This window comes from Ferdinandcohnia sp. FSL W7-1320 (assembly GCF_038050315.1).
Taxonomy (GTDB): Bacteria; Bacillota; Bacilli; order Bacillales; family Bacillaceae_L; genus Ferdinandcohnia; species Ferdinandcohnia aciditolerans.
Genome location: NZ_JBBPAM010000001.1, coordinates 3,982,295 through 4,002,112, shown reverse-complemented (window position 1 = coordinate 4,002,112; position 19,818 = coordinate 3,982,295). Strand labels below are relative to the sequence as shown.

20 protein-coding genes are annotated in these 19,818 nt (G+C 35.4%); 12 read left to right on the top strand and 8 right to left on the bottom strand.

All coding sequences use genetic code 11. From position 1 onward, the window contains the following. Nucleotides 1-29 precede the first annotated feature (29 nt). On the top strand, nucleotides 30-608 hold the full coding sequence (locus NST91_RS19655) for an HTH-type transcriptional regulator Hpr (protein ID WP_180271217.1): 579 nt from the start codon (nucleotides 30-32) through the stop codon (nucleotides 606-608). A gap of 7 nt (nucleotides 609-615) precedes the next feature. Here the strand turns inward: NST91_RS19655 and NST91_RS19650 are convergent, their stop codons facing one another. Next, the gene (locus NST91_RS19650; protein ID WP_341332486.1) at nucleotides 616-957 is read right to left on the bottom strand and encodes a DUF1878 family protein; all 342 of its coding nucleotides are present in this window, start codon (nucleotides 955-957) and stop codon (nucleotides 616-618) included. Nucleotides 958-1,206: 249 nt separating this feature from the next. On the opposite strand from NST91_RS19650, the gene NST91_RS19645 reads away from it, so the two are divergent. Next, nucleotides 1,207-1,746 (top strand): DUF3267 domain-containing protein, encoded by a 540-nt coding sequence (locus tag NST91_RS19645; protein ID WP_341332485.1) that lies wholly within the window; start codon nucleotides 1,207-1,209, stop codon nucleotides 1,744-1,746. Nucleotides 1,747-1,875: 129 nt separating this feature from the next. Next, on the top strand, nucleotides 1,876-2,055 hold the full coding sequence (locus tag NST91_RS19640; RefSeq protein WP_099362463.1) for a hypothetical protein: 180 nt from the start codon (nucleotides 1,876-1,878) through the stop codon (nucleotides 2,053-2,055). 292 nt (nucleotides 2,056-2,347) lie between these two features. Here the strand turns inward: NST91_RS19640 and NST91_RS19635 are convergent, their stop codons facing one another. Then, entirely contained in the window at nucleotides 2,348-2,431 is an 84-nt protein-coding gene (locus tag NST91_RS19635) for a YjcZ family sporulation protein (protein WP_121447089.1), read from the bottom strand. Between the two features lie 304 nt (nucleotides 2,432-2,735). On the opposite strand from NST91_RS19635, the gene NST91_RS19630 reads away from it, so the two are divergent. Beyond that, nucleotides 2,736-3,590: a peptidylprolyl isomerase gene (locus NST91_RS19630; RefSeq protein WP_121447088.1), complete on the top strand. Its 855-nt coding sequence runs from the start codon at nucleotides 2,736-2,738 to the stop codon at nucleotides 3,588-3,590. 227 nt (nucleotides 3,591-3,817) lie between these two features. Here the strand turns inward: NST91_RS19630 and NST91_RS19625 are convergent, their stop codons facing one another. The 4 genes from NST91_RS19625 to NST91_RS19610 form a co-directional block, all read right to left on the bottom strand. After that, a complete protein-coding gene (locus NST91_RS19625; protein WP_121447087.1) occupies nucleotides 3,818-4,015 on the bottom strand; it encodes a sporulation YhaL family protein in 198 nt (65 codons plus the stop codon). A 257-nt stretch (nucleotides 4,016-4,272) separates the two neighbouring features. Further along, nucleotides 4,273-4,791, bottom strand: a complete 519-nt coding sequence (locus NST91_RS19620) for a tryptophan transporter (protein ID WP_099353390.1) — start codon at nucleotides 4,789-4,791, stop codon at nucleotides 4,273-4,275. Nucleotides 4,792-4,909: 118 nt separating this feature from the next. After that, entirely contained in the window at nucleotides 4,910-5,992 is a 1,083-nt protein-coding gene (gene serC / locus NST91_RS19615; protein ID WP_341332484.1) for a 3-phosphoserine/phosphohydroxythreonine transaminase, read from the bottom strand. 150 nt (nucleotides 5,993-6,142) lie between these two features. Next, nucleotides 6,143-6,571, bottom strand: coding sequence for an HIT family protein (locus tag NST91_RS19610; protein ID WP_341332483.1), 429 nt, complete (start codon nucleotides 6,569-6,571; stop codon nucleotides 6,143-6,145). Between the two features lie 735 nt (nucleotides 6,572-7,306). Between NST91_RS19610 and NST91_RS19605 the strand changes: the two genes are divergently transcribed. The 3 genes from NST91_RS19605 to NST91_RS19595 all read left to right on the top strand — a co-directional run bounded on the left by NST91_RS19605 (nucleotide 7,307) and on the right by NST91_RS19595 (nucleotide 10,045). Then, the gene (locus NST91_RS19605) at nucleotides 7,307-8,047 is read left to right on the top strand and encodes an ABC transporter ATP-binding protein (RefSeq protein WP_341332482.1); all 741 of its coding nucleotides are present in this window, start codon (nucleotides 7,307-7,309) and stop codon (nucleotides 8,045-8,047) included. Continuing rightward, complete coding sequence (locus NST91_RS19600; RefSeq protein ID WP_341332481.1) at nucleotides 8,040-9,269, top strand: ABC transporter permease; 1,230 nt, start codon at nucleotides 8,040-8,042, stop codon at nucleotides 9,267-9,269. Before NST91_RS19605 ends, NST91_RS19600 begins: the two co-directional genes overlap by 8 nt. A 65-nt stretch (nucleotides 9,270-9,334) precedes the next feature. Further along, entirely contained in the window at nucleotides 9,335-10,045 is a 711-nt protein-coding gene (locus tag NST91_RS19595) for an EcsC family protein (protein WP_341332480.1), read from the top strand. A 47-nt stretch (nucleotides 10,046-10,092) separates the two neighbouring features. Here NST91_RS19595 and NST91_RS19590 read toward each other — a convergent pair whose 3' ends face one another. Beyond that, the gene (locus tag NST91_RS19590; RefSeq protein WP_341332479.1) at nucleotides 10,093-11,292 is read right to left on the bottom strand and encodes a M20 family metallopeptidase; all 1,200 of its coding nucleotides are present in this window, start codon (nucleotides 11,290-11,292) and stop codon (nucleotides 10,093-10,095) included. 100 nt (nucleotides 11,293-11,392) lie between these two features. Further along, nucleotides 11,393-13,528: a GDYXXLXY domain-containing protein gene (locus NST91_RS19585; RefSeq protein WP_341332478.1), complete on the bottom strand. Its 2,136-nt coding sequence runs from the start codon at nucleotides 13,526-13,528 to the stop codon at nucleotides 11,393-11,395. Nucleotides 13,529-13,695: 167 nt separating this feature from the next. On the opposite strand from NST91_RS19585, the gene NST91_RS19580 reads away from it, so the two are divergent. The 5 genes from NST91_RS19580 (at nucleotide 13,696) to NST91_RS19560 (ending at nucleotide 19,704) form a co-directional block, all read left to right on the top strand. After that, entirely contained in the window at nucleotides 13,696-14,388 is a 693-nt protein-coding gene (locus tag NST91_RS19580) for a YjbE family putative metal transport protein (protein WP_121447079.1), read from the top strand. A gap of 113 nt (nucleotides 14,389-14,501) precedes the next feature. After that, nucleotides 14,502-14,849, top strand: coding sequence for a DUF2680 domain-containing protein (locus tag NST91_RS19575; protein WP_341332477.1), 348 nt, complete (start codon nucleotides 14,502-14,504; stop codon nucleotides 14,847-14,849). Nucleotides 14,850-15,030: 181 nt separating this feature from the next. After that, nucleotides 15,031-16,191, top strand: coding sequence for an acyl-CoA dehydrogenase family protein (locus tag NST91_RS19570; RefSeq protein WP_341332476.1), 1,161 nt, complete (start codon nucleotides 15,031-15,033; stop codon nucleotides 16,189-16,191). A 293-nt stretch (nucleotides 16,192-16,484) separates the two neighbouring features. After that, the gene (locus NST91_RS19565) at nucleotides 16,485-17,951 is read left to right on the top strand and encodes an extracellular solute-binding protein (RefSeq protein ID WP_341333569.1); all 1,467 of its coding nucleotides are present in this window, start codon (nucleotides 16,485-16,487) and stop codon (nucleotides 17,949-17,951) included. Nucleotides 17,952-18,222: 271 nt separating this feature from the next. Beyond that, the gene (locus tag NST91_RS19560; RefSeq protein ID WP_341333568.1) at nucleotides 18,223-19,704 is read left to right on the top strand and encodes an extracellular solute-binding protein; all 1,482 of its coding nucleotides are present in this window, start codon (nucleotides 18,223-18,225) and stop codon (nucleotides 19,702-19,704) included. The last annotated feature ends 114 nt before the right edge of the window (nucleotides 19,705-19,818 follow it).

Sequence of the window (19,818 nt, the reverse complement as noted above, 5' to 3'; positions counted from 1 at the left end):
TAAGAGAAAATAGAAAAGTGGGTGAATCTATGAAACATGAAGAAAAAATGGCCTCCATCAAAGAAGCGCTCCTTTTTAGTCAGAGAATCGCACAGCTAAGTAAGGCATTATGGAAATCTATTGAAAAGGACTGGCAACAATGGATCAAGCCTTATGATTTAAATATTAATGAACATCATATTATTTGGATAGCGTATCATTTGAAAGGTGCTTCAATTTCAGAGATTGCTAAGTTTGGAGTTATGCATGTTTCAACTGCATTTAACTTTTCTAAAAAGTTAGAGGAACGTGGACTTTTACAATTTTCAAAAAAGGAAAATGATAAGCGTAACACGTATATCGAGTTGACACCAAAAGGGGAAGAAATCTTTTTGAAAATTGTGGAAAGCTATAATCCGAGTAAAAATGGAGTTTTGGAAGGAGCAATTCCACTTAAGAAGCTTTACGGAAAGTTCCCAGAAATCGTTGAGGTTATGAGCATTGTCCGTAACATATATGGAGACGATTATATGGAAATATTCGAGAAATCATTCCGAAATATTGAAGATGATTTTATTGAAGTAGATGGAAAGCTTTACAAACGAGTAGAAGAAAAAATAGAGTTGTAATCTGGAATTAGTTTATTTCGTTGAGTATCCCTTTAAACTCGTTCATTAAAGGGGTATATTTTCTTTCTTTAGCTAATACGTCGATTGTTGTTTTTGGATCTAAGTGGGGATGAAGCATCCCTACAAATTGAGTTAAAAGCGGCGTGAAACATATTAGTCCCTCCGCTTTTTGTTTTTTATATGTAATGCTCATTTCTTCACATAGTTCCAATAAGTCTTCGACGTCTTTTTTTGTTAATTTTGCTTCCATTATTAATTGATGAAACGGTGATAACTTATCCTCTAACAACGGTAAGATGAGCGACTGATAATATTCAAGTCGCTCCAAACGATCTTCAATTGACTCCATAGTTTACACCCCAAATACTTTAGTTGAATGAATACTCTACGTTTATTTTTAAATAATATGCCCAAAAATAGCGAAAAAAGTCGAAAAAACATGTATTTTATCGTTCTTTTGGATACCTATTGCATTTTTGTTAGAAACAAAGTAAAGTAGTTTAGTAAGTTTAGAGTAACTAAATTTAAAAAAATTTTACTTCGATTTGGATGCGACTTCCAATTATTTACTTCTTATGATTGTGGATGGTGATTTTGTATGACATGTTGGAAAACCATTAATCTTTCAAAGGATTATGGATTCCATCGAATTGTATTGGTATCCTTGATATCAATGTTCATTGCATTTATTCTTTTTTATTTGCCAATGAATCTTCTGTATTCTTCAATTAAACTAAATGAAGATGGATCAATTTATTTTTTATTAGCTTTATTGTTGATTTATCCATTACATGCAACCTTGCATGTTTTACCCTTTTGGGTAACTGGTAAAAAAATAAAAGTAACATTTAAATGGTTGTATGGAATTATTCCAGTTGTTTCTACTCGTTCAAAAGATGCACTTTCTAAGCCGTTTATCATTTTAGTAATGAGTACACCATTTTTATTGATTACTACACTTATGCTTGGTGCGTGTGTTGCATTTCCGGTCTATATTCATTATTTTTCCATTATTGCAGCGATCAATTTTGGGTTATGTGTTCCTGATTTTATCTATTTAGGTCAGTTTATTAAGGCACCAAGATCTTGTACTGTTGAAGAAGTAGAGGATGGCTATGATATTTTAATTCATAAATAAACTTTATTCATATGAAATTTTGGAGTAATGAATAAAGTTGAGCCTTCTGGGAGTCTTAGATTTTCATGATTGAACAAATCTAGGGGAAAAATGCTACGGCATATTTGATTTTAGATGGGGGGATGAGGAGTGCTCTTATTTTATATTCCATTTGCTGCTTTTATTTTGTTTTACATTAATCAAATGACTTACCGGCTATGTGAGCAAAAAGAAATTCCTGATGACCGCCAGCCAAAAGTTTATCGAACAATTAATATTTTGATTACCATTTTACTTATTTCCTCCTATGTAGAGGTCTTGTTTACGTAAATGGAAAAAGGATGACCGATTTTTCGGCCATCCTTTTTCTTATTTGAGAATGTTTTTATTTTGTCTAGCTAAAGGGCCAGGCCCCTCTCTGGTCAAGTCAACCTGTCAATAAGGATAAAAGGCATCCTTCTAGCTAGCTTTTCTTTTGCTTGTCGGACCTGCACAGGACAGGAAAGACTTCGGAAGCATATACATCGCACGAAGAAAATGCAAAGCATTTTCGAGGAAGTGCTGACGTCCACGTTAGCAACAGGACGTGGCTAACGTGGACAATCAATAAGCTAAGCTTTTCTTAGAACCAAGCAGCACCAACGATGATTAGAAGGATGAATAACACGACAATTAGCGCGAATCCACCAGCGTATCCGTGACTCATAGTTACACCTCCTATATCTTAGTACGGTATTTTATGCGAAATCATTTGTGAACGAATAGGCGATTGTCACGCCTTTAGGAATTCTTTTTCACAATCAACTAAACTTTTGAACTTGAAAGGCAAAAGCCTTTTATTCAGTTCACTATATCCTATTCGCATAAAGCCTATATGACTGTGCGAATGTCCCAGATTTTTGAATAATCTTGCGAAAATGTTTTCTTTCTTTTTTAAAAGTATGTTATAGTAATTTTTGTACCCTTGGACAAACCGTATATAAAAATTGTACATAGTAGGAGTGTGTGTAATGAAAAAATCAATAATTGCTTTAACTGCTGCTGTAGGTATTCTTGGTCTAAGTGCATGTAACAATGCCGACGATTCAGCAGTACTTGTAGAAACAAAAGCTGGAAATGTTACAAAAGACGAATTATATAATGCCATGAAGGATCAAGCAGGCGCAGTGATCCTTAAAGATTTAGTTTATACTAAAGTATTATCAGAGAAATATGAAGTAACAGATAAAGAAATAGATGCAAAATATGAAGAAATGCAAGCTGCTCTAGGTGCCCAGTTTGATGCCATTGTTGAGCAAAATGGTGAGGAATTCGTACGCGAACTTCTTAAATCAGACATGTTAAAAGAAAAAGCTGCATTGGAAGAAGTTGAAGTAAAAGAAGGCGAAGTGGTTAAAGCAAGCCATATTTTAGCTCAAGTTCCACAGGATGCAACAGAAGAGCAAAAAGCAGACGCTAAAAAGAAAATTGAAGAAGCGAAGGCTAAGCTTGACAAAGGTGAAAAATTCGAAGATGTAGCAAAGGAATATTCTGAAGATGGTTCTGCTCAAAATGGCGGGGACCTTGGTTGGTTTGGAAAAGGACGTATGGTTCCTGAATTTGAAGAAGTTGCCTTTACTCTTAAAGAAGGCGAAACAAGTGATATTGTTGAGTCACAATTCGGTTATCACATCATTAAAGTAACTGGAACAACTGAAGGTTTTGATAAGATGGAACAAGAGAAAAAGGACGAGATTCGCAAGGCTTTACTTCAAGCAGACCAAGCTGCTCTTCAAACTGCTTTAGACAAAGCAATTGATAATGCAGATGTAAAAATTAAAGATAAAGATTTTAAAGATTTATTTGAAGCGCCTGCTGCAGAATAATGAGAAAGGACCGTTTTTAAACGGTCCTTTTTATATTGTCTAGCTTCAGCGCCTAGTCCCTCTCTGTTCAAGCCAAGCCGGCAAGATGGATAAAAGAGATCCTTTCAGCCGGCTTTTGTTATGCTTGTCGGACTTTCACAGGAAGTGCTGACATCGACGTTTGCCACAGGACGTGGCAGTAGTAGTTAGTCGATGTTCCTCTTTCAAGGACTTGCGCTTTTCGACTTCTACATGGCCTCTGGTTTATTCATTTGCTTAGAACGTTTTTCTTTTTCGCTATTCATACGTTCGATATATACATTACCTTCTTGTTCAATATAGGAGTCTTCAATCTTCTTTTCCTCTCTAGATGTCCTAATCACCATATATGCACTAAAAAGAACTCCAAATAACGCTACATATACAAACCAAGGTACTGTTAACATAGATTCCACTCCTTGTCCCACTTTTTACTTCTACTATATGATGAGAAATGACTAGATATCACTTAATTTCATAGATTTTTGATGGAGATGAGGAGTAGGAACGATGGATCACTTGATTCTATCGACATTATTTCTTTTCTATGAATTATATATTTTCATTCTATCAGTTTTACTTCAGTTCTATCGATTTTAACTAATTTACAAAATTGGACAGAAAAAGGGTGCCCGCCAATAAGTCGGACACCGGAGATTCATGATTATGCACTAACTGTAAAGTTTGTACGTCTTATAATTTGTTGTGCAACTGGATAAATAATCGCCATTGCAATTGTACCCATTACAGTTGCTGGGATGACTACACCAATGAACAATCCGATGAATGTTCCAGGTAGACCAGCAATTATAAGTGCAGTGTTTAAGAAAACAAATCCAGAAACTAAAATTCCTACTGCAGTAATAGCACATACCATTACTAGTGATTGTGTCTGCTTTCTTGCAACTGTAAACATGCCATAGAATACGAATGCTGATACTAATTTATCGACAGGGTTCGCAATTTGACCACCTGGGAAGGTTGTTGTCAATGCTGAAATCACACCGCCGACAATTGCTACAAGCAATACGTATTTCTTTTCAGGGAATAACATAATTCCTAAAAACATGAAGATTAACAATAAGTCAGGCTTCATACCTAGGTATATTCCCGGCATAACTGTGTGTAGTACAGCACCCATTCCAACTAATAATGCTAAAAATACTAAAACTTTTGTATTCATTTCTCATCTCTCCTCAGCTTTTCTAAGCTATATTTTTGGATTCTCCAATAGTGCACTCATTGCCTATTGCAAGAATCTTATCTATCAGTATATCAGACTATTAGACCAATTTACAGTTCTAATTATCTGATTTAAATGCCTTCATAAATAAAGCGAGGGCTTCAACAGACTCATAAGGTACCGCATTGTATATGGAAGCACGGCACCCACCGATAGAGCGATGTCCATTTAACCCTACGAAACCTTTTTCCTTAGCTTGTATTAAAAACTTTTTAGTAAGCTCTTCGCTTGGAAGTGTGTATGATACATTCATCGTGGAACGACTGCCTTTTTTAGCATGAGCTTTATAGAAACCATCAGATTCATCAATTGTCTGGTATAAAAGAGCTGCTTTTTCATTATTCATCGCTTCAATTGCAGGAACGCCACCTTGCTCCTTGACCCATTCAAGCACAAGCGAAAGCATGTAAATTGAAAAAGTAGGTGGTGTATTATAAAGTGAATTAGATTTTACGTGTGTTTTGTAATCCAACATGGTAGGTAGATTGCTATTGCCTTCTTTTAATAAGGAATCTTTAATAATAGCAACGGTGACCCCAGATGGACCAAGATTTTTTTGAGCACCAGCATAGATCATCCCGAATTGTTCTACATTAATTTCTCTACATAAAATATCACTGGACATATCTGCAATTAATGGCACATTTGTATAGGTAGGGTACTTTTCCCATTGTGTACCATATATGGTGTTGTTTGATGTGATATGAACATAAGCTGAGTTCTCTGAATGAGCGTTTGCACCTATTTCAGGGATGTAATTGTATTTATCTTCTTTACTGGAAGCGACTATATTGGTTTCACCAAGTTTATTTGCCTCATCAAGTGCCTTTTGTGACCAAGAACCAGTTAATATGTAGTCACCTATTTTACCTGGAGTGAGAAAGTTCATGGGAATCATTGAGAATTGTAAACTTGCGCCACCTTGTAAAAATAATACTTGGTAGTCATCAGGAATTCGCATGAGACTACGTAAATCAGAAATAGCTTGTTGATGTACTTGATCATATTCCTTACTTCGATGGCTTAATTCCATTACAGACATGCCAGTTCCTTTGAAATTATTAAGTTCTGCTTGGGCTCGATTTAATACTTCAATTGGAAGAGCAGAGGGACCGGCATTAAAATTGTAAGCTCGTTGCATAATTGAATCCTCCTATTTTTGTTGCTTTAGTTGAATAAAGTTATCTTATCATGTTTTTATGAAAAAAAAAGTGAAATTTTTAGAAAAAACACAGAATAGCGCTTTCACGACATAAAGAAAGACAAGACCTAAGTCTTGCCTTTTTAGAGGTTAATTCTGTTCAATTGTTTTTGAAATGCTTGAGGCAATATTTTTTAAATCATCCGATGAATATTGACTTTCATGAGACTTCCATACGATGCCAAATCCATCGCCTTTTCCATAACGAGGGATAAGGTGTAAATGAAAGTGGAATACAGATTGTCCAGCTTGCTCACCGTTATTTTGCAAAAGGTTCATACCGATTGGATTGAATTCTTTTTTTATTGCGTTTGCAATAGATGGTACAACTTCAAAGATATTTTGGGCAATTTCTGGCGTTAATTCAAATACATTTTCTTTATGTACTTTTGGGATAACAAGAGTATGTCCTTTCGATACTTGGCTGATGTCTAGGAAGGCATACACGTGTTCATTTTCAAACACCTTTGCACTTGGAATTTCTCCATTGATGATTTTACAAAAAATACAATCACTCATTTACGTCCATTCCTTTCAATAATTCAGTTAATAACTAGTATTTTATCACATGTTCATACGATGTTAAAATTTTCATGTTGTAACCAATTTTTAAAAAAGAAAACAGGATGCAATCGCAAAGGATGCATCCTGTTTCTGAAGAAGGCTTTCTTGTTATAGGTTAACGGTATCTTTGATAAACACCTCATTTTTTTTAGGAATGAAAGTCTTTATCTAATGGAGTGAGTCAATTCCGTAGTTCAAGCGGACCATCCCCTTGTCTAATGTTTATAAGTTAATACAACTTATAAAGCGACTAGGTAGCCTTTAACAAACACCTCATTTACAAAATATTGTTATTTTGTTAGTGGTAATTTGTTTCGAACTTACTTTATTCTCACATTTCCCAAAGTAACCATCCCCTTATAACAGATATAAAAAGCTGTCGTCTAAAACAAGGATATTGTCTTTAACAAACACCTCATTCCAGGTAGATGATTAACATCAAAGGCTTTTTTTCTTGCCCTCTTCAAAAATTAGTATGGCCGTTTTAAAATGTTCTATTCAATTTTTTTAACTATGTAAAAATGGCAATTTTTGATATGATAAAAAGAAAAGCGCAAGGCGCTCAGCGATAGGCAACAAGCTTAAGTTGAGCAAAAAGAAGGAAGCGATGGCTTAGGCCCTGGAGCCGATGGCGCTTGGAGCTAGACATCAGAAAACGAAAAAACTTGTATGATAAGAAGGGAGCTTTACATGGCACTACTAGAGATAAAAAATCTAACCGGTGGTTACACAAAAAATCCTGTTCTTAAGGATGTTTCCTTCAAAGTTAATCAAAACGAAATTGTAGGATTAATCGGATTAAACGGTGCGGGGAAAAGCACGACAATTAAACATATAATTGGTTTAATGGAGCCAAAGAAAGGGTCTATTCATATTCAGGGGAAAACGATTCAAGATGACATGGAAGCCTATCGATCCAAGTTTAGTTTTATTCCAGAAACACCAATTCTTTATGATGAGTTAACCCTTTATGAACATCTTGAATTAACCGCAATGGCTTATGGACTTGATAAGAAAGTATTTGAAGAAAGAATTGAACCTTTATTAAGAGAATTTCGAATGGAAAAAAAGGTAAAGTTTTTCCCAGCTCATTTCTCAAAAGGAATGAAGCAAAAAGTCATGATTATGTGTGCCTTTTTAGTTGATCCGGATGTGTATATCATAGATGAACCTTTTGTAGGTTTAGATCCACTTGGTATTCAATCCTTGTTAGAGCTAATGAATAAAAAGAAAAATCAAGGTGCGGGCATTTTAATGTCTACCCATATTTTAGCGACTGCAGAAAAGTATTGTGATTCCTTTATTATTTTACATAACGGAAAAGTAAAGGCTTCAGGAGCCTTAGAAGATCTCCGCAGGCAATTCAAAATGGAGAACGCATCACTCGATGATATTTATATCAGCCTGACAAAGGAAGAAGAAAATGATTGATATCAAAGAACTATGGAAAAAACGCCAGGTCCAACATTTTAAAGAAATTAGCCGTTATTTGCGGTATATGTTAAATGACCATTTGTTAATCGCTCTCCTCTTTTTAGGTGGCGGAGGGGCATACTACTATAATTATTGGCTACAGGATGTTCCTAAGGAATTTCCTTACGCGATTATTATTGCACTTGCTTTAGGAGCTATACTGACTAGAAGTCGAGTTCAATCCTTAGTGAAAGAGCCAGACCTTGTCTTCTTATTGCCAATTGAAACGAAGTTAACCCCTTATTTTCAAAAGGCATTTTGGTATAGCTTGTTTTCTCAAATTTACTTATTATTAATTGTGTTTGCAATTGCAGCACCTTTATATCTTGCTGTCACAGATAAAACATTTTCATCCTTAGTAGCTATTTTTGTAATTGTTCTTTTGAGCAAGGCGTGGAACTTGCTCATGACATGGTTAACTCAGCATGACCAAGAAAACTCAACTTATTATACTGACAACGTAATTCGGCTTATTTTAAATATCGTGCTAATGTATTTATTATTTTCTGATGCATCGATCATTTTTATCGGTTGTGTCGTGATACTCATGCTTGGGCTACTTCTTTATTTTCATAAAGCAGTCGAGGGTAAAGGTCTAAAATGGAATACATTAATCGAGTTAGAGTCAAAGAGAATGCTTACTTTTTATCGAATTGCTAATTTATTCACAGATGTTCCTAAACTAAAGGAGCAGGTGAAAAAACGACCTTGGCTTAACTGGGTTACCGGTCTAATTTCATACTCTAAGAAAAATACATTTCGCTATCTATATACGCGTACCTTTTTGCGGACAAGCGACTACTTAGGTTTGTATGCGAGGCTAACCATCATTGGCGGATTGATTATTTATTTCGTCCCATTTCATTATGGTAAAGCGTTTGTGATGATATTATTTTTATATTTAACAGGCTATCAGCTTATGACATTATGGAGACACCATAGTTTTAAAATATGGGTTCGATTATATCCGGTAAGTGAAGAATCGAAATTATCCTCTTATTTACAGTTTCTATTTCAGCTGCTAGTAGTTCAATGTGTCTTATTTACAATAATCCTTTTACTTACAGTTGAATTCTCGATAACAATCTTATTATTTGTTGTTGGTCTAGTGTTCGTGTATCTTTTTGTATTTGTATATGCAAAGGGGAAGGTAAAAAAGCTTGACCGGATGTATAGTTAATATTTGAAACCTATCCCTATTTTAAATCGTAGTAAGTATTAAATTAATAAAGGGGTAGAGGGTGCATGGATGATTCATATCTGTTAAAAGTAGAAGAGGAATTATTTCAATGGCGAAAAAAGCTGATTAAAAAATCTACTATGCTCCAACGTGTCTCAAAAAAAGCTCAAACAAAAGTGAACGAAATGATTCCCGAAAAAGCCCACACTGTCATTACCGAGAGCATCAAGAAGATGGTTCAAGCTACGTTAGTTGGGTCAGAATATACAACAAAGGGAAACTACCCGGATGAAATGACATTGCAGGTAAAAGAAAAGCTAATAGAAGAAAAATTAACAGTCTATAGACGAACTGCAGCCGCGGAAGGAGCAGGTACAGGGGCAGGAGGTTTTTTTCTAGCCTTGGCCGATTTTCCTTTGCTTCTTTCAATAAAGATGAAATTTTTATTTGAAGTAGCAGCGATACATGGATTTGATACGAAAAAATATGAGGAACGTCTTTTCTTGTTATATGTGTTTCAATTGGCTTTTTCTAGTGATGAACATAAAAAGAAAACATTTCACATTATCGAGAATTGGGAACTTGAGAAAGAGAGCCTAGTCGAAATGGATTGGCGTGTCTTCCAACAAGAATACCGTGATTATATTGATTTTGTAAAAATGCTTCAATTACTTCCAGGTGTTGGAGCTGTTGTTGGGGCATATGCCAATTACAATTTACTTGATCACTTAGGAGAAGTTGCGAAAAATTGTTATCGTATTCGAATACTACAATAATAAAAACGCAAGAATGGTGCGAAATACATCATTCTTGCGTTTTATTTTTATACTGTAGCTTCTTCTGATTTTTCGACTGAAAGATAGTTTAATGTTGCTGTTCCTAATGTTTTGGCAGCTATAAGCATTGCTTTCTCATCAATATCAAATTTTGGATGATGATGTGAATAAGCTTTTGTTTCATCAGCGGGCTTCGCGCCTGTAAAGAAGAAAGTTCCAGGTACATGCTGTAAATAATAAGCAAAATCCTCGCCACCCATTTGAGGAGCAGCTTCCGTAACATTTATAACACCAGGTACATTTTCAGCAGCTTTAACTAGGAAATCCGTTTGTTCTTTATGATTAACGACTGCAGGGTAACCACGATGAAAGGCATAGGAGTAAGTGGAAGCTGCTGCAATACATGTTCCTTTTACAATTCGCTCTATTTCATGTTCGATTTGGTCTCTAACATCTTCACTAAATGTTCGCACTGTTCCTCCAAGTTTAACTGAGTCTGCAATTACGTTAAACGGATTTTCTGCAACGAACGAGCCTACTGATACAACTGCAGATTCAACTGGGTCAACGCGTCTGCTCACAATTTGTTGTAAATTCATAACTAACTGAGAGCCAATAACAACGGCATCCTTAGTGGTATGTGGATGTGCTCCGTGGCCACCTGATCCTTGAATTTTAACTTCAAAACGATCTGCAGCAGCCATGATTGGACCAACGCGGTATTCAATCGTTCCAGTCGGTGTTGTTGCCCATAAATGAGTGCCGAATACGACATCTACACCTTCAAGACACCCATCTTCAATCATAGAAATAGCACCACCTGGAGCAAATTCTTCTGCGTGTTGGTGGATAAGGACGACTGTTCCTGCGAGTTGTTCCTTCATTTCATGAAGTGTTTTTGCTAATACTAGCAATGTAGCAGTATGTCCATCATGTCCACAAGCATGCATCACACCAGGGACAGTTGATTTATAAGGTACATCCTTTTCGTCCTGAATTGGAAGAGCATCGAAATCAGCGCGTAAAGCTACAGTTGGACCTGGTTTGTTACCATGAATTTTCGCAACAACACCATTACCACCTACATTTGTACGCACTTCAATTCCTAAACTTTTATAAAAATTCGAGATGTATTCAGCGGTTTTATATTCTTTAAAGGAAACTTCTGGGTGTTGATGTAAATAACGTCGAATTTCAACCAATTCTGAATATTTTTTGTCTAAAGATTCATATAGGTTTTGTAACATTTCTCGATTCTCCCCTTCAAATTATTATACTTATAAATTATATCATGATAAGTTGTATCGTATTGTAATTTTGCATAAAAAAAGGAGGACAGTTTGCCTCCTACTCAATTGACTGTAGTATTGAATTTCCGGTTCTCGAAACTTTTACTTTAGCGTATTTTGCATTGCGCTGTAAGTCTAAACCTGTACCTTCTTTAACAAAATAACTTTCTATACCGATAATAATACCATTATAGCCATTGTACTTACCAGCAATTAGGACCTCATCTTGAGCGAGCTGATAGTCACGAGGATTTATAGAAGTGAGTATTTTCTCCCGTTGATAGATACCATGTTGGTCTTCTTTTGCCAGAATAAACACTTTATTTCCTGAATGAACATTTTTTAATTCATTGACTTCTGCAATTTCGTAACGCAAGATCACATAATCACCCTGAAGCATCGAACGGGGGTCAACAGGTGCTAACTCAAGTGTAATTTCTTTACCGTTATTTAATAATGACTCACTAGTCCCAATTTGGTATCCCGCGATCGTCAACTGCAAAAGAAGAATGAGTCCAATAAGAATCCACTGCTTTTTTGAAAAAACCTTTACTTTCTTTAATTCACTTTTATCAGTCCTTCGTTCAAAGAATTGAGTGATTATGAAGAAAATAAGTCCAATCAATAGTAGTGACAGTGATTTGTGTACAAGAGACCAAACAAGGTCGTAATAAGTTGATATAAATAGTGCAATCCAGAACACTAAAGTCATTCTAAATAAAAATAAATCGTCTCTTCGTGAGAAGAAAAGAACGAGTACTGTTGTTATGATAAAAAACAAAAAGCTATAGATTATTTCCTGCCAAAGTAAATTATCTAAAAAGGTAAGAGCGTAGAAAAAGAGTAAGGCGTAAAACAAACTTATTCGTTTTAATGTAGCTTGCTTTCGAACAAAATAATAGATTATTGCATTGACTAGTGCAATACCTATGAATACAAATTCTAAATGGACCCACATTCCTAATTCATCTAATATTAGATTTATTAAACATCCGATGGTTGTAGTGTAGCTTAAGAATCTTATGTTTCCATCTTTCATGATAACTGTTACGACAATAGAAACGCTTAAAAAGAAAATGGTAATGGGTGCAGATAGGAAAAATGCTTCCAGTAGACCTGAGAAAAATCCGATAAACAGAAGCGTGTTTCGGACATATGGCCCAAGCTTTTTCACAAATAAACCTATTGAAATAAATAATAAACTTAAAACAACCGTAGCATAGAAGCTAGAGAATATTAGGAAGAGAACTCCTCCAAAGCTTATTGAAAACATGAAGGAACCAATGAGTGTAACAATCACGATTAACGTACCTTTAATCGCTTGACCTATAGGAGCTTCAGAATGCTTGGATGATAAATGCCTAGCCAACAATATTCCGCCGATAATTAAAGCGATAGAGGCAATTGAACCTAGTAATTGCAAGCCAAGATATCCTATAGATTCTCCGAATAAAAATGGGATCTCAATAATCTTTGTACAGACATAAATACTGACCATTGTGAAAAGAATAATGGAAAGATACTTATCAATTTTCTTCGATGCAAGATAAAAATAACAAACAGCAGCAAACAAAATATATAAGATATTCGTCCAGCCACTATATGGTTCATATAATTCGAAAATACTCATTCCGATTAACATAATATGTGTCATGGTATATGACATGTAGCGAATTGCTTTATTATCCAATACCGGAGTAAAAGTAAGGATAAAGAGAATGAGATTAAGTACTGCAATTACAAGATATATGAGCCACTCTTGAAAATCTGTGCGAACAATGAAATATGATGATGGATTCATATAGAACCAATAGGCGAGATGAAAAAGGATAAAGCTCATTATGGAAAAAGAAGCATAATTTGTGCTTATTGCAAGCAGTATAACTGGTATTAGCCAAACAAGAAATAGTACATAACTGTCGGCATGAGAATTATAAATTTGACCAATTAATGCAATAGATAAACCAAAGGTGATCGCACCACCCACTAAAAACCATTTTCCTAAAAATACTTGTTGTGAAAGTAGTTTTGTGGAAAGTACTGATAAGATATAAAACAAAATCATAGCCGCAACCGAAAGCGAAAGCTTTTCATACCGTGAAAATTCAGGCCAGTTAGCAGCAAAAAAGTAAAGAATTCCAGATAATATCAAAACTATCGAAGCGAAGTAACCAAAAGGAATCAACTTCTTCATATCATACTCCCCATTTCCTCAAGGAAAAATAAATATCCTACTCATACTATATGTGGTTAAGATGAATCGTTGTATTGATTATAATATATTTTGCCAGTTCCAATACCAATATTTAATGAACAAATTCATAAAAGCTTAGGGAAACCTATTCTTGAGGTGAATTACTTATGGAATTCTTTTCAGCAGAGTTTTTTTCAGCTCTACTTGCGATTATAGTAATTGATCTCGTTTTAGCTGGCGATAATGCGATTGTTATCGGTTTAGCGGCAAGAAATTTACCAAAGGAACAACAAAAGAAGGCAATCCTTTGGGGAACTGTTGGTGCAATTATTATCCGGGCTACAGCTACATTAGCTGTTGTTTGGCTCTTAGAGTTACCTGGTTTGCACCTAGTTGGCGGCATTCTTCTCATTTGGATTGCATATAAGCTTCTTGTTGATGACCAAGATGAACATGAAATAGAAGCCAAGGGTTCTTTTGCAGCCGCTGTTAGAACGATTATCGTAGCGGATGCTTTAATGGGACTCGATAATGTTCTAGGAGTAGCAGGTGCCGCTCATGGTAACTTTGTTTTGGTCATAACAGGGTTAATCATATCGGTTCCAATCATGGTTTGGGGAAGTACGCTTTTCATTAAATTAATTGACCGCTTTCCAATCATTGTTACAATAGGTGCAGCTATCCTTTCCTATACTGCAGCTAAAATGATTGTAGGAGAGCCAATTCTACAAGACTTCTTTGATAATCCTTGGTTTAGGTACACATTTGAGGCGATAATCATTATTGCGGTTGTACTAATTGGAACAAAGGTGAAGAAAACGAAATCACATTCAATTAAAGAAAAACAAAAAGCTTCTTAAAAAAGGCAGTCATTTGGCTGCCTTTTGATATTCATAAAATATTTAGTATAAATAATGGATAATAATGGATACTAAAAACGAGTTTTGTACATAAGCAGAAAGGAAGTATTATTATGAAAAGGATAATTATTACCGGTTTAGCATTATTTCTAAGTTTTTTGTTAGTAGGTGAAATTCAAGTATCTGCTGAAATGGAGAACGTCGACCAAAAACCAAAGGTAGAATTAACGGATCAGCAAAAGCAAGAGCTTGATAAGCTGTATCTTGATCTTCTTGATACAAAAAAGGAGATTATTAACAAATACGTTGAATATGGTGTCCTTACAAAAGAAAAAGCGGATAAAAAACTAAACTGGTTAGACGAACATTATCAAAAGATCAAAGAACACGGATACATTCCAATGCATCATCATAAAAAGCACAAAGATGATGACGATAGAAATGATAATGACAAAAATTAATAATAATAAGCTAGGTAAAACATGTTCTGTTTTGTCTAGCTTTTTTTATTAAATTCAAATAATCATTTTCTCATTTGGTATCACATCCTCATATTTAGGCATCCTTTTTTATTTATTCCAATAGGAATAGTATAATAAAAACATTAAATACTTAAGGGTATTTGCAAAAGGAGAGGTGAAAATGCCCATTTCATTTATTAAAACAGAAAAACAAGAACGATTATATAAGCTGGTGAGTGAATTAGCAGAAAGGTTTAATGAAAGAGCAGCTGAGTATGATGAAACAGGCGAGTTCCCTCTATTAAATATAGAGGAACTAAGAAATACTGGTTATACTAGCCTTTCCGTTCCTAAGGAATATGGTGGGAAAGAGGGGCTTTCCTTATATGACCTTGTTTTACTTCAAGAAAGACTTGCAGTAGGTGATGGCTCTACCGCATTATCAATTGGCTGGCATTTAGGGGCAACTATGGATTTATTTGATAAAAAGCGTTGGAAGGAAGAAAAACGATCATTTTATGCAAAAGAGGTCTTACAAGGTGCTCTTTATAATCGAGCGGCAACTGAACCTCAAACGGGTAGTCCAACGAGGGGAGGTAAACCTCAAACAACTGCTAAAAAAGAAGGGGATAAGTGGGTCCTCTCTGGAAGAAAATCTTTTACGACTATGTCTCCAGTCCTCGATTATTTTGGGGTAATTGCCTCAATAGATGGAACGGACCAAATCGGGGAATTTTTAGTGAAAAGGTCTAAGCCCGGAGTAATGATCGAAGAAACCTGGAATACAATTTCCATGAGAGGTACAGGGAGTCACGATCTTGTCCTTACAAATGTTGTGTTGGAAGAAGATGATTTAGTTGAAATGGTGACACCTGAGCAAAAAGCAACTCCAAATGGTTGGCTACTTCATATACCGGCTTGCTACTTGGGAATTGCAATGGCGGCAAGAAACTATGCTGTGAAATTTGCAAACGAATATTCACCTAACAGTCTAAATGGACCGATTAAAACGATTCCAAATGTAAGGCGGAATGTGGGAGAAATGGAAGCAGAGCTTTTAAAGGCACGCCATATTCTATTTGCAATTGCTGACAAATGGGATAAGACAGATGATCGAAGTCAGCTTGGTTCAGAGCTCGGACTTGCAAAATATATTGCTACAAATAGCGCTATTTCCGTTGTAGATAAAGCAATGCGGATTGTTGGGGCAAAGAGCCTTCAAAAGTCCAATCCGTTACAACGCTATTATAGAGATGTAAGAGCGGGACTCCATAATCCCCCAATGGATGACATGACAATCGCAAAATTAGCGGATCAAGCATTTAAAGAAATGGAAAATTAACTAAATCTAATCGAATGAGAAAGTAGTCGCTGTTCGCGGCTACTTTTTTTATTTTAATAGTAAAAAATATGTTGACTAGAATAATATTAATTTCTATAAATAGGTAATCAATTTCTTACTATCAAAACTCGTAAATGCCTATAGAGCCTTATATAATAAGAGTAACTAAGATAGTGATTATTTACGGAACCCTTTAAATCAAATAAATTGAGAGAGTAATATACATTCCTGTTAGGAGGGAAATAGTTTTGAAAAATAGTAAAAAGAAATTTTTAGGTTTGTCTTTAGCATTAATGCTAGGAGCAGGTGGACTAGCTGCATGTTCAAGCTCTGGTGCTTCTAACAACACAAATAAAGACGGTAAAACTAGTTTCACGATTATGGCAAACCTATACACACCAGAAGTTCCATCTGATAGGATCGAAAAGCTTCTAGAGGAAAAGACAGATGTTGATTTGACTATCCAGTGGACTCCAGATACGAGCTATGAAGAAAAGTTAAATACAGCATTTGCCACCGAAACACTGCCAGAGGCTGTTTTCCTAAAGAATCAAACAACATTTATCCAATTTAAGGAAGCAATCCGTGATGGACAGTTTTGGGAAATTGGCCCATATTTAGATGAGTTTCCAAATCTAAGTAAGTTAAATCAACAAATCCTAGAAAACACTGCTGTTGATGGTAAAATCTATTCGTTATACCAAGGTAGATCATTATCTCGCCAAGGTTTGATTTATAGAAAAGACTGGGCAGAAAAATTAGGCTTAGGAACCCCAGAAACAATAGATGATATTTATGAAATGGCTAGAGCATTTACGGAAGATGATCCAGATGGAAATGGTAAAAATGACACATTTGGAATAACAGACCGTGCTGACTTATCATATGGTGCGTTTAAAACTGTAGCATCTTGGTTCGGGACTCCAAACAACTGGGGTGAAAAGGATGGACAACTTCTCCCTGAGTTTATGTTTGATGAGTATAAACAAACGATGGACTTTATGAAAAAGCTACGTGATAACGGTTATATTAACCAAGACTTTCCAGTGACAAGTAAAGAGGATCAACAAGCATTCTTTAAAAACGGAACTGCTGGTATGTACATTGGATCAATGTCAGACGTAATTAGTATTGATAAAGATGCGAAACAACTTAATCCAGATGTTGAATTTGATGTTCATAATAAAATTGTAGGTCCTAATGGTGAATACGGTATCTGGGCAATCCCAGGTTACGGAAACGTTGTATTATTCCCGAAATCAGCTGTTAAAAGTGAAGAAGAATTAAAAGATATCCTTGGTTTCTTCGATAAATTAGTTACACCTGAAATTTCAAACTTGATATTCTGGGGAATTGAGGGAGAACACTATACCGTTCAAGATGGTGGAGCACTTAACTCAGAGGATACTGAATTAACAACAAGGGAAGTAAAACCATATCAGTCACTTGAAATTGGTGAACCAAAGACAAATGGAAGATATGAAGGAGTCCATACCCTTCCTGCTAAACAAAAGGCTGAAAAACTAATTGTAGATAATGAAAATTATTTAATTCATGACCCAACAATCCCACTTGATTCACCTACTTTTGCAGAAAGAGGAGAACTTCTGAATCAAAAAATGATAGATGCAACATATCAATATATTCTCGGTGATCTTGATGAGGCTGGATTTGAGAAAGCAATTGAAGATTGGAAAAAATCCGGTGGGGAAAATGTCATTAAAGAATTTAATGAAGCTTACCAGAATTTAAACAAGTAGTTTCAAAGTACAAAAGTGAGGGCTGAAATGATGCTTTCACTTTTTTTATACTCATTTTGTGAAGGTTATTAAAATTTTGTAAATGTGATAATCATTTTCTAATAATCGCCAATGAAAGTGTTTACAAACCCTGATATTATAGGTATATGTGAGAATTTGATTATTCACATTATTAGGACATGGAGATAAATTTAAGGTGTACTAAAAAAATAAATAGGGGGAATTACCTTTGAAGAAAAGTAAGAAGTTTTTAGGCCTATCCCTTGCGTTAATGTTAGGGGTTGGCGGATTAGCTGCTTGTTCAAATGAAAGCGCTTCAGGAGACAAGGGTTCTGATAAGCCAAAAGAATCCAATGAGAAAGTTAGCTTTACACTTATGGCTAACCTTCACACACCAGAAGTTCCATCCGACAAAATTGAGAAGTTGTTAGAGGAAAAAACGGGTGTGGATCTTACTATCCAGTGGACTCCTGATACAAGTTATGAGGAAAAACTGAACACAGCGTTTGCAACAGAAACTTTACCTGAAGCTGTATTCTTGAAAAACCAAACAACTTTTATTCAATTTAAGGAAGCAATCCGTGATGGTCAGTTCTGGGAAATCGGTCCATACTTAGACGAGTTTCCAAATTTAAGTAAATTAAATGAACAAATCTTAGCTAATACAGCTGTAGATGGAAAGATTTATTCAATCTATCAAGGAAGACCATTATCTCGCCAAGGTTTAATTTATAGAAGCGACTGGGCTAAGAAGTTAGGTCTAGGAACTCCTGAAACAACTGAGGATATTTATGAAATGGCTAAAGCATTTACTGAAAAAGATCCAGATGGCAATGGTAAGGATGATACATTTGGTTTAACTGACCGTAGTGATTTAGTATATGGAGCATTTAAAACTGTTTCTTCTTGGTTTGGAACTCCGAATGAGTGGGGAGAAAAGGATGGAGAACTTCTTCCTGAATTTATGTTTGACGAGTATATGCAAACAATGGATTTCTTTAAAGACCTTCGTGACAATGGATATATTAATCAAGACTTCCCAGTAACAAGTAAAGAAGATCAACAAGCATTCTTCAAAAACGGTACTGCAGGAATGTATATTGGTTCAATGGCTGACGTTGTAAGCCTTCACAAGGATGCAGTAGCGCTAAATCCCGACATTGAGTACGATGTTCATAATAACATTAAGGGTCCAAATGGAGAATTTGGTGTATGGGCAATCCCTGGTTATGGTAACGTAGTATTATTCCCTAAATCTGCTGTCGAATCAGAAGAAGAATTAAAAGGAATTTTAGGTTTCTTTGATAAATTAGCTACTCCTGAAATTGCGAACCTAATCTTCTGGGGTGTTGAAGGTGAACACTATGAAGTACAAGATGGTAGAGCTTTAGCATCTGAGGACCAAGATTTAACAAACCGTGAAGTAAAACCTTACCAAGCAATTGAAATTGGTGAGCCTAGTACAAACGGAAGATATGAAGGGGTATTTACATTACCTGCTAAGGAAAAAGCGGAAGAATTAATCATTGATAATGAAAATTACTTGATTCATAATCCAACAAATGCACTTGACTCTGCCACTTTTGCGGAAAAAGGAGAACTTCTTGCTCAAAAAATTACAGATGCAACGTATCAGTATATCTTAGGAGATCTTGATAAAGCGGGCTTTGAAAAGGCAGTCGAGGATTGGAAGAAGTCTGGCGGAGCCGATGTAATTAAAGAATTTAACGAGTCTTATAAGAAGTCTAAATAATACTTTAACTCTTACTACTAGCATAAAAGGCTGTCCATACAGCCTTTTATTTTATTACAACATCAAAATGAATAAATGGGTAATGGTAATACCTATTATTCTATTAATCTGTAG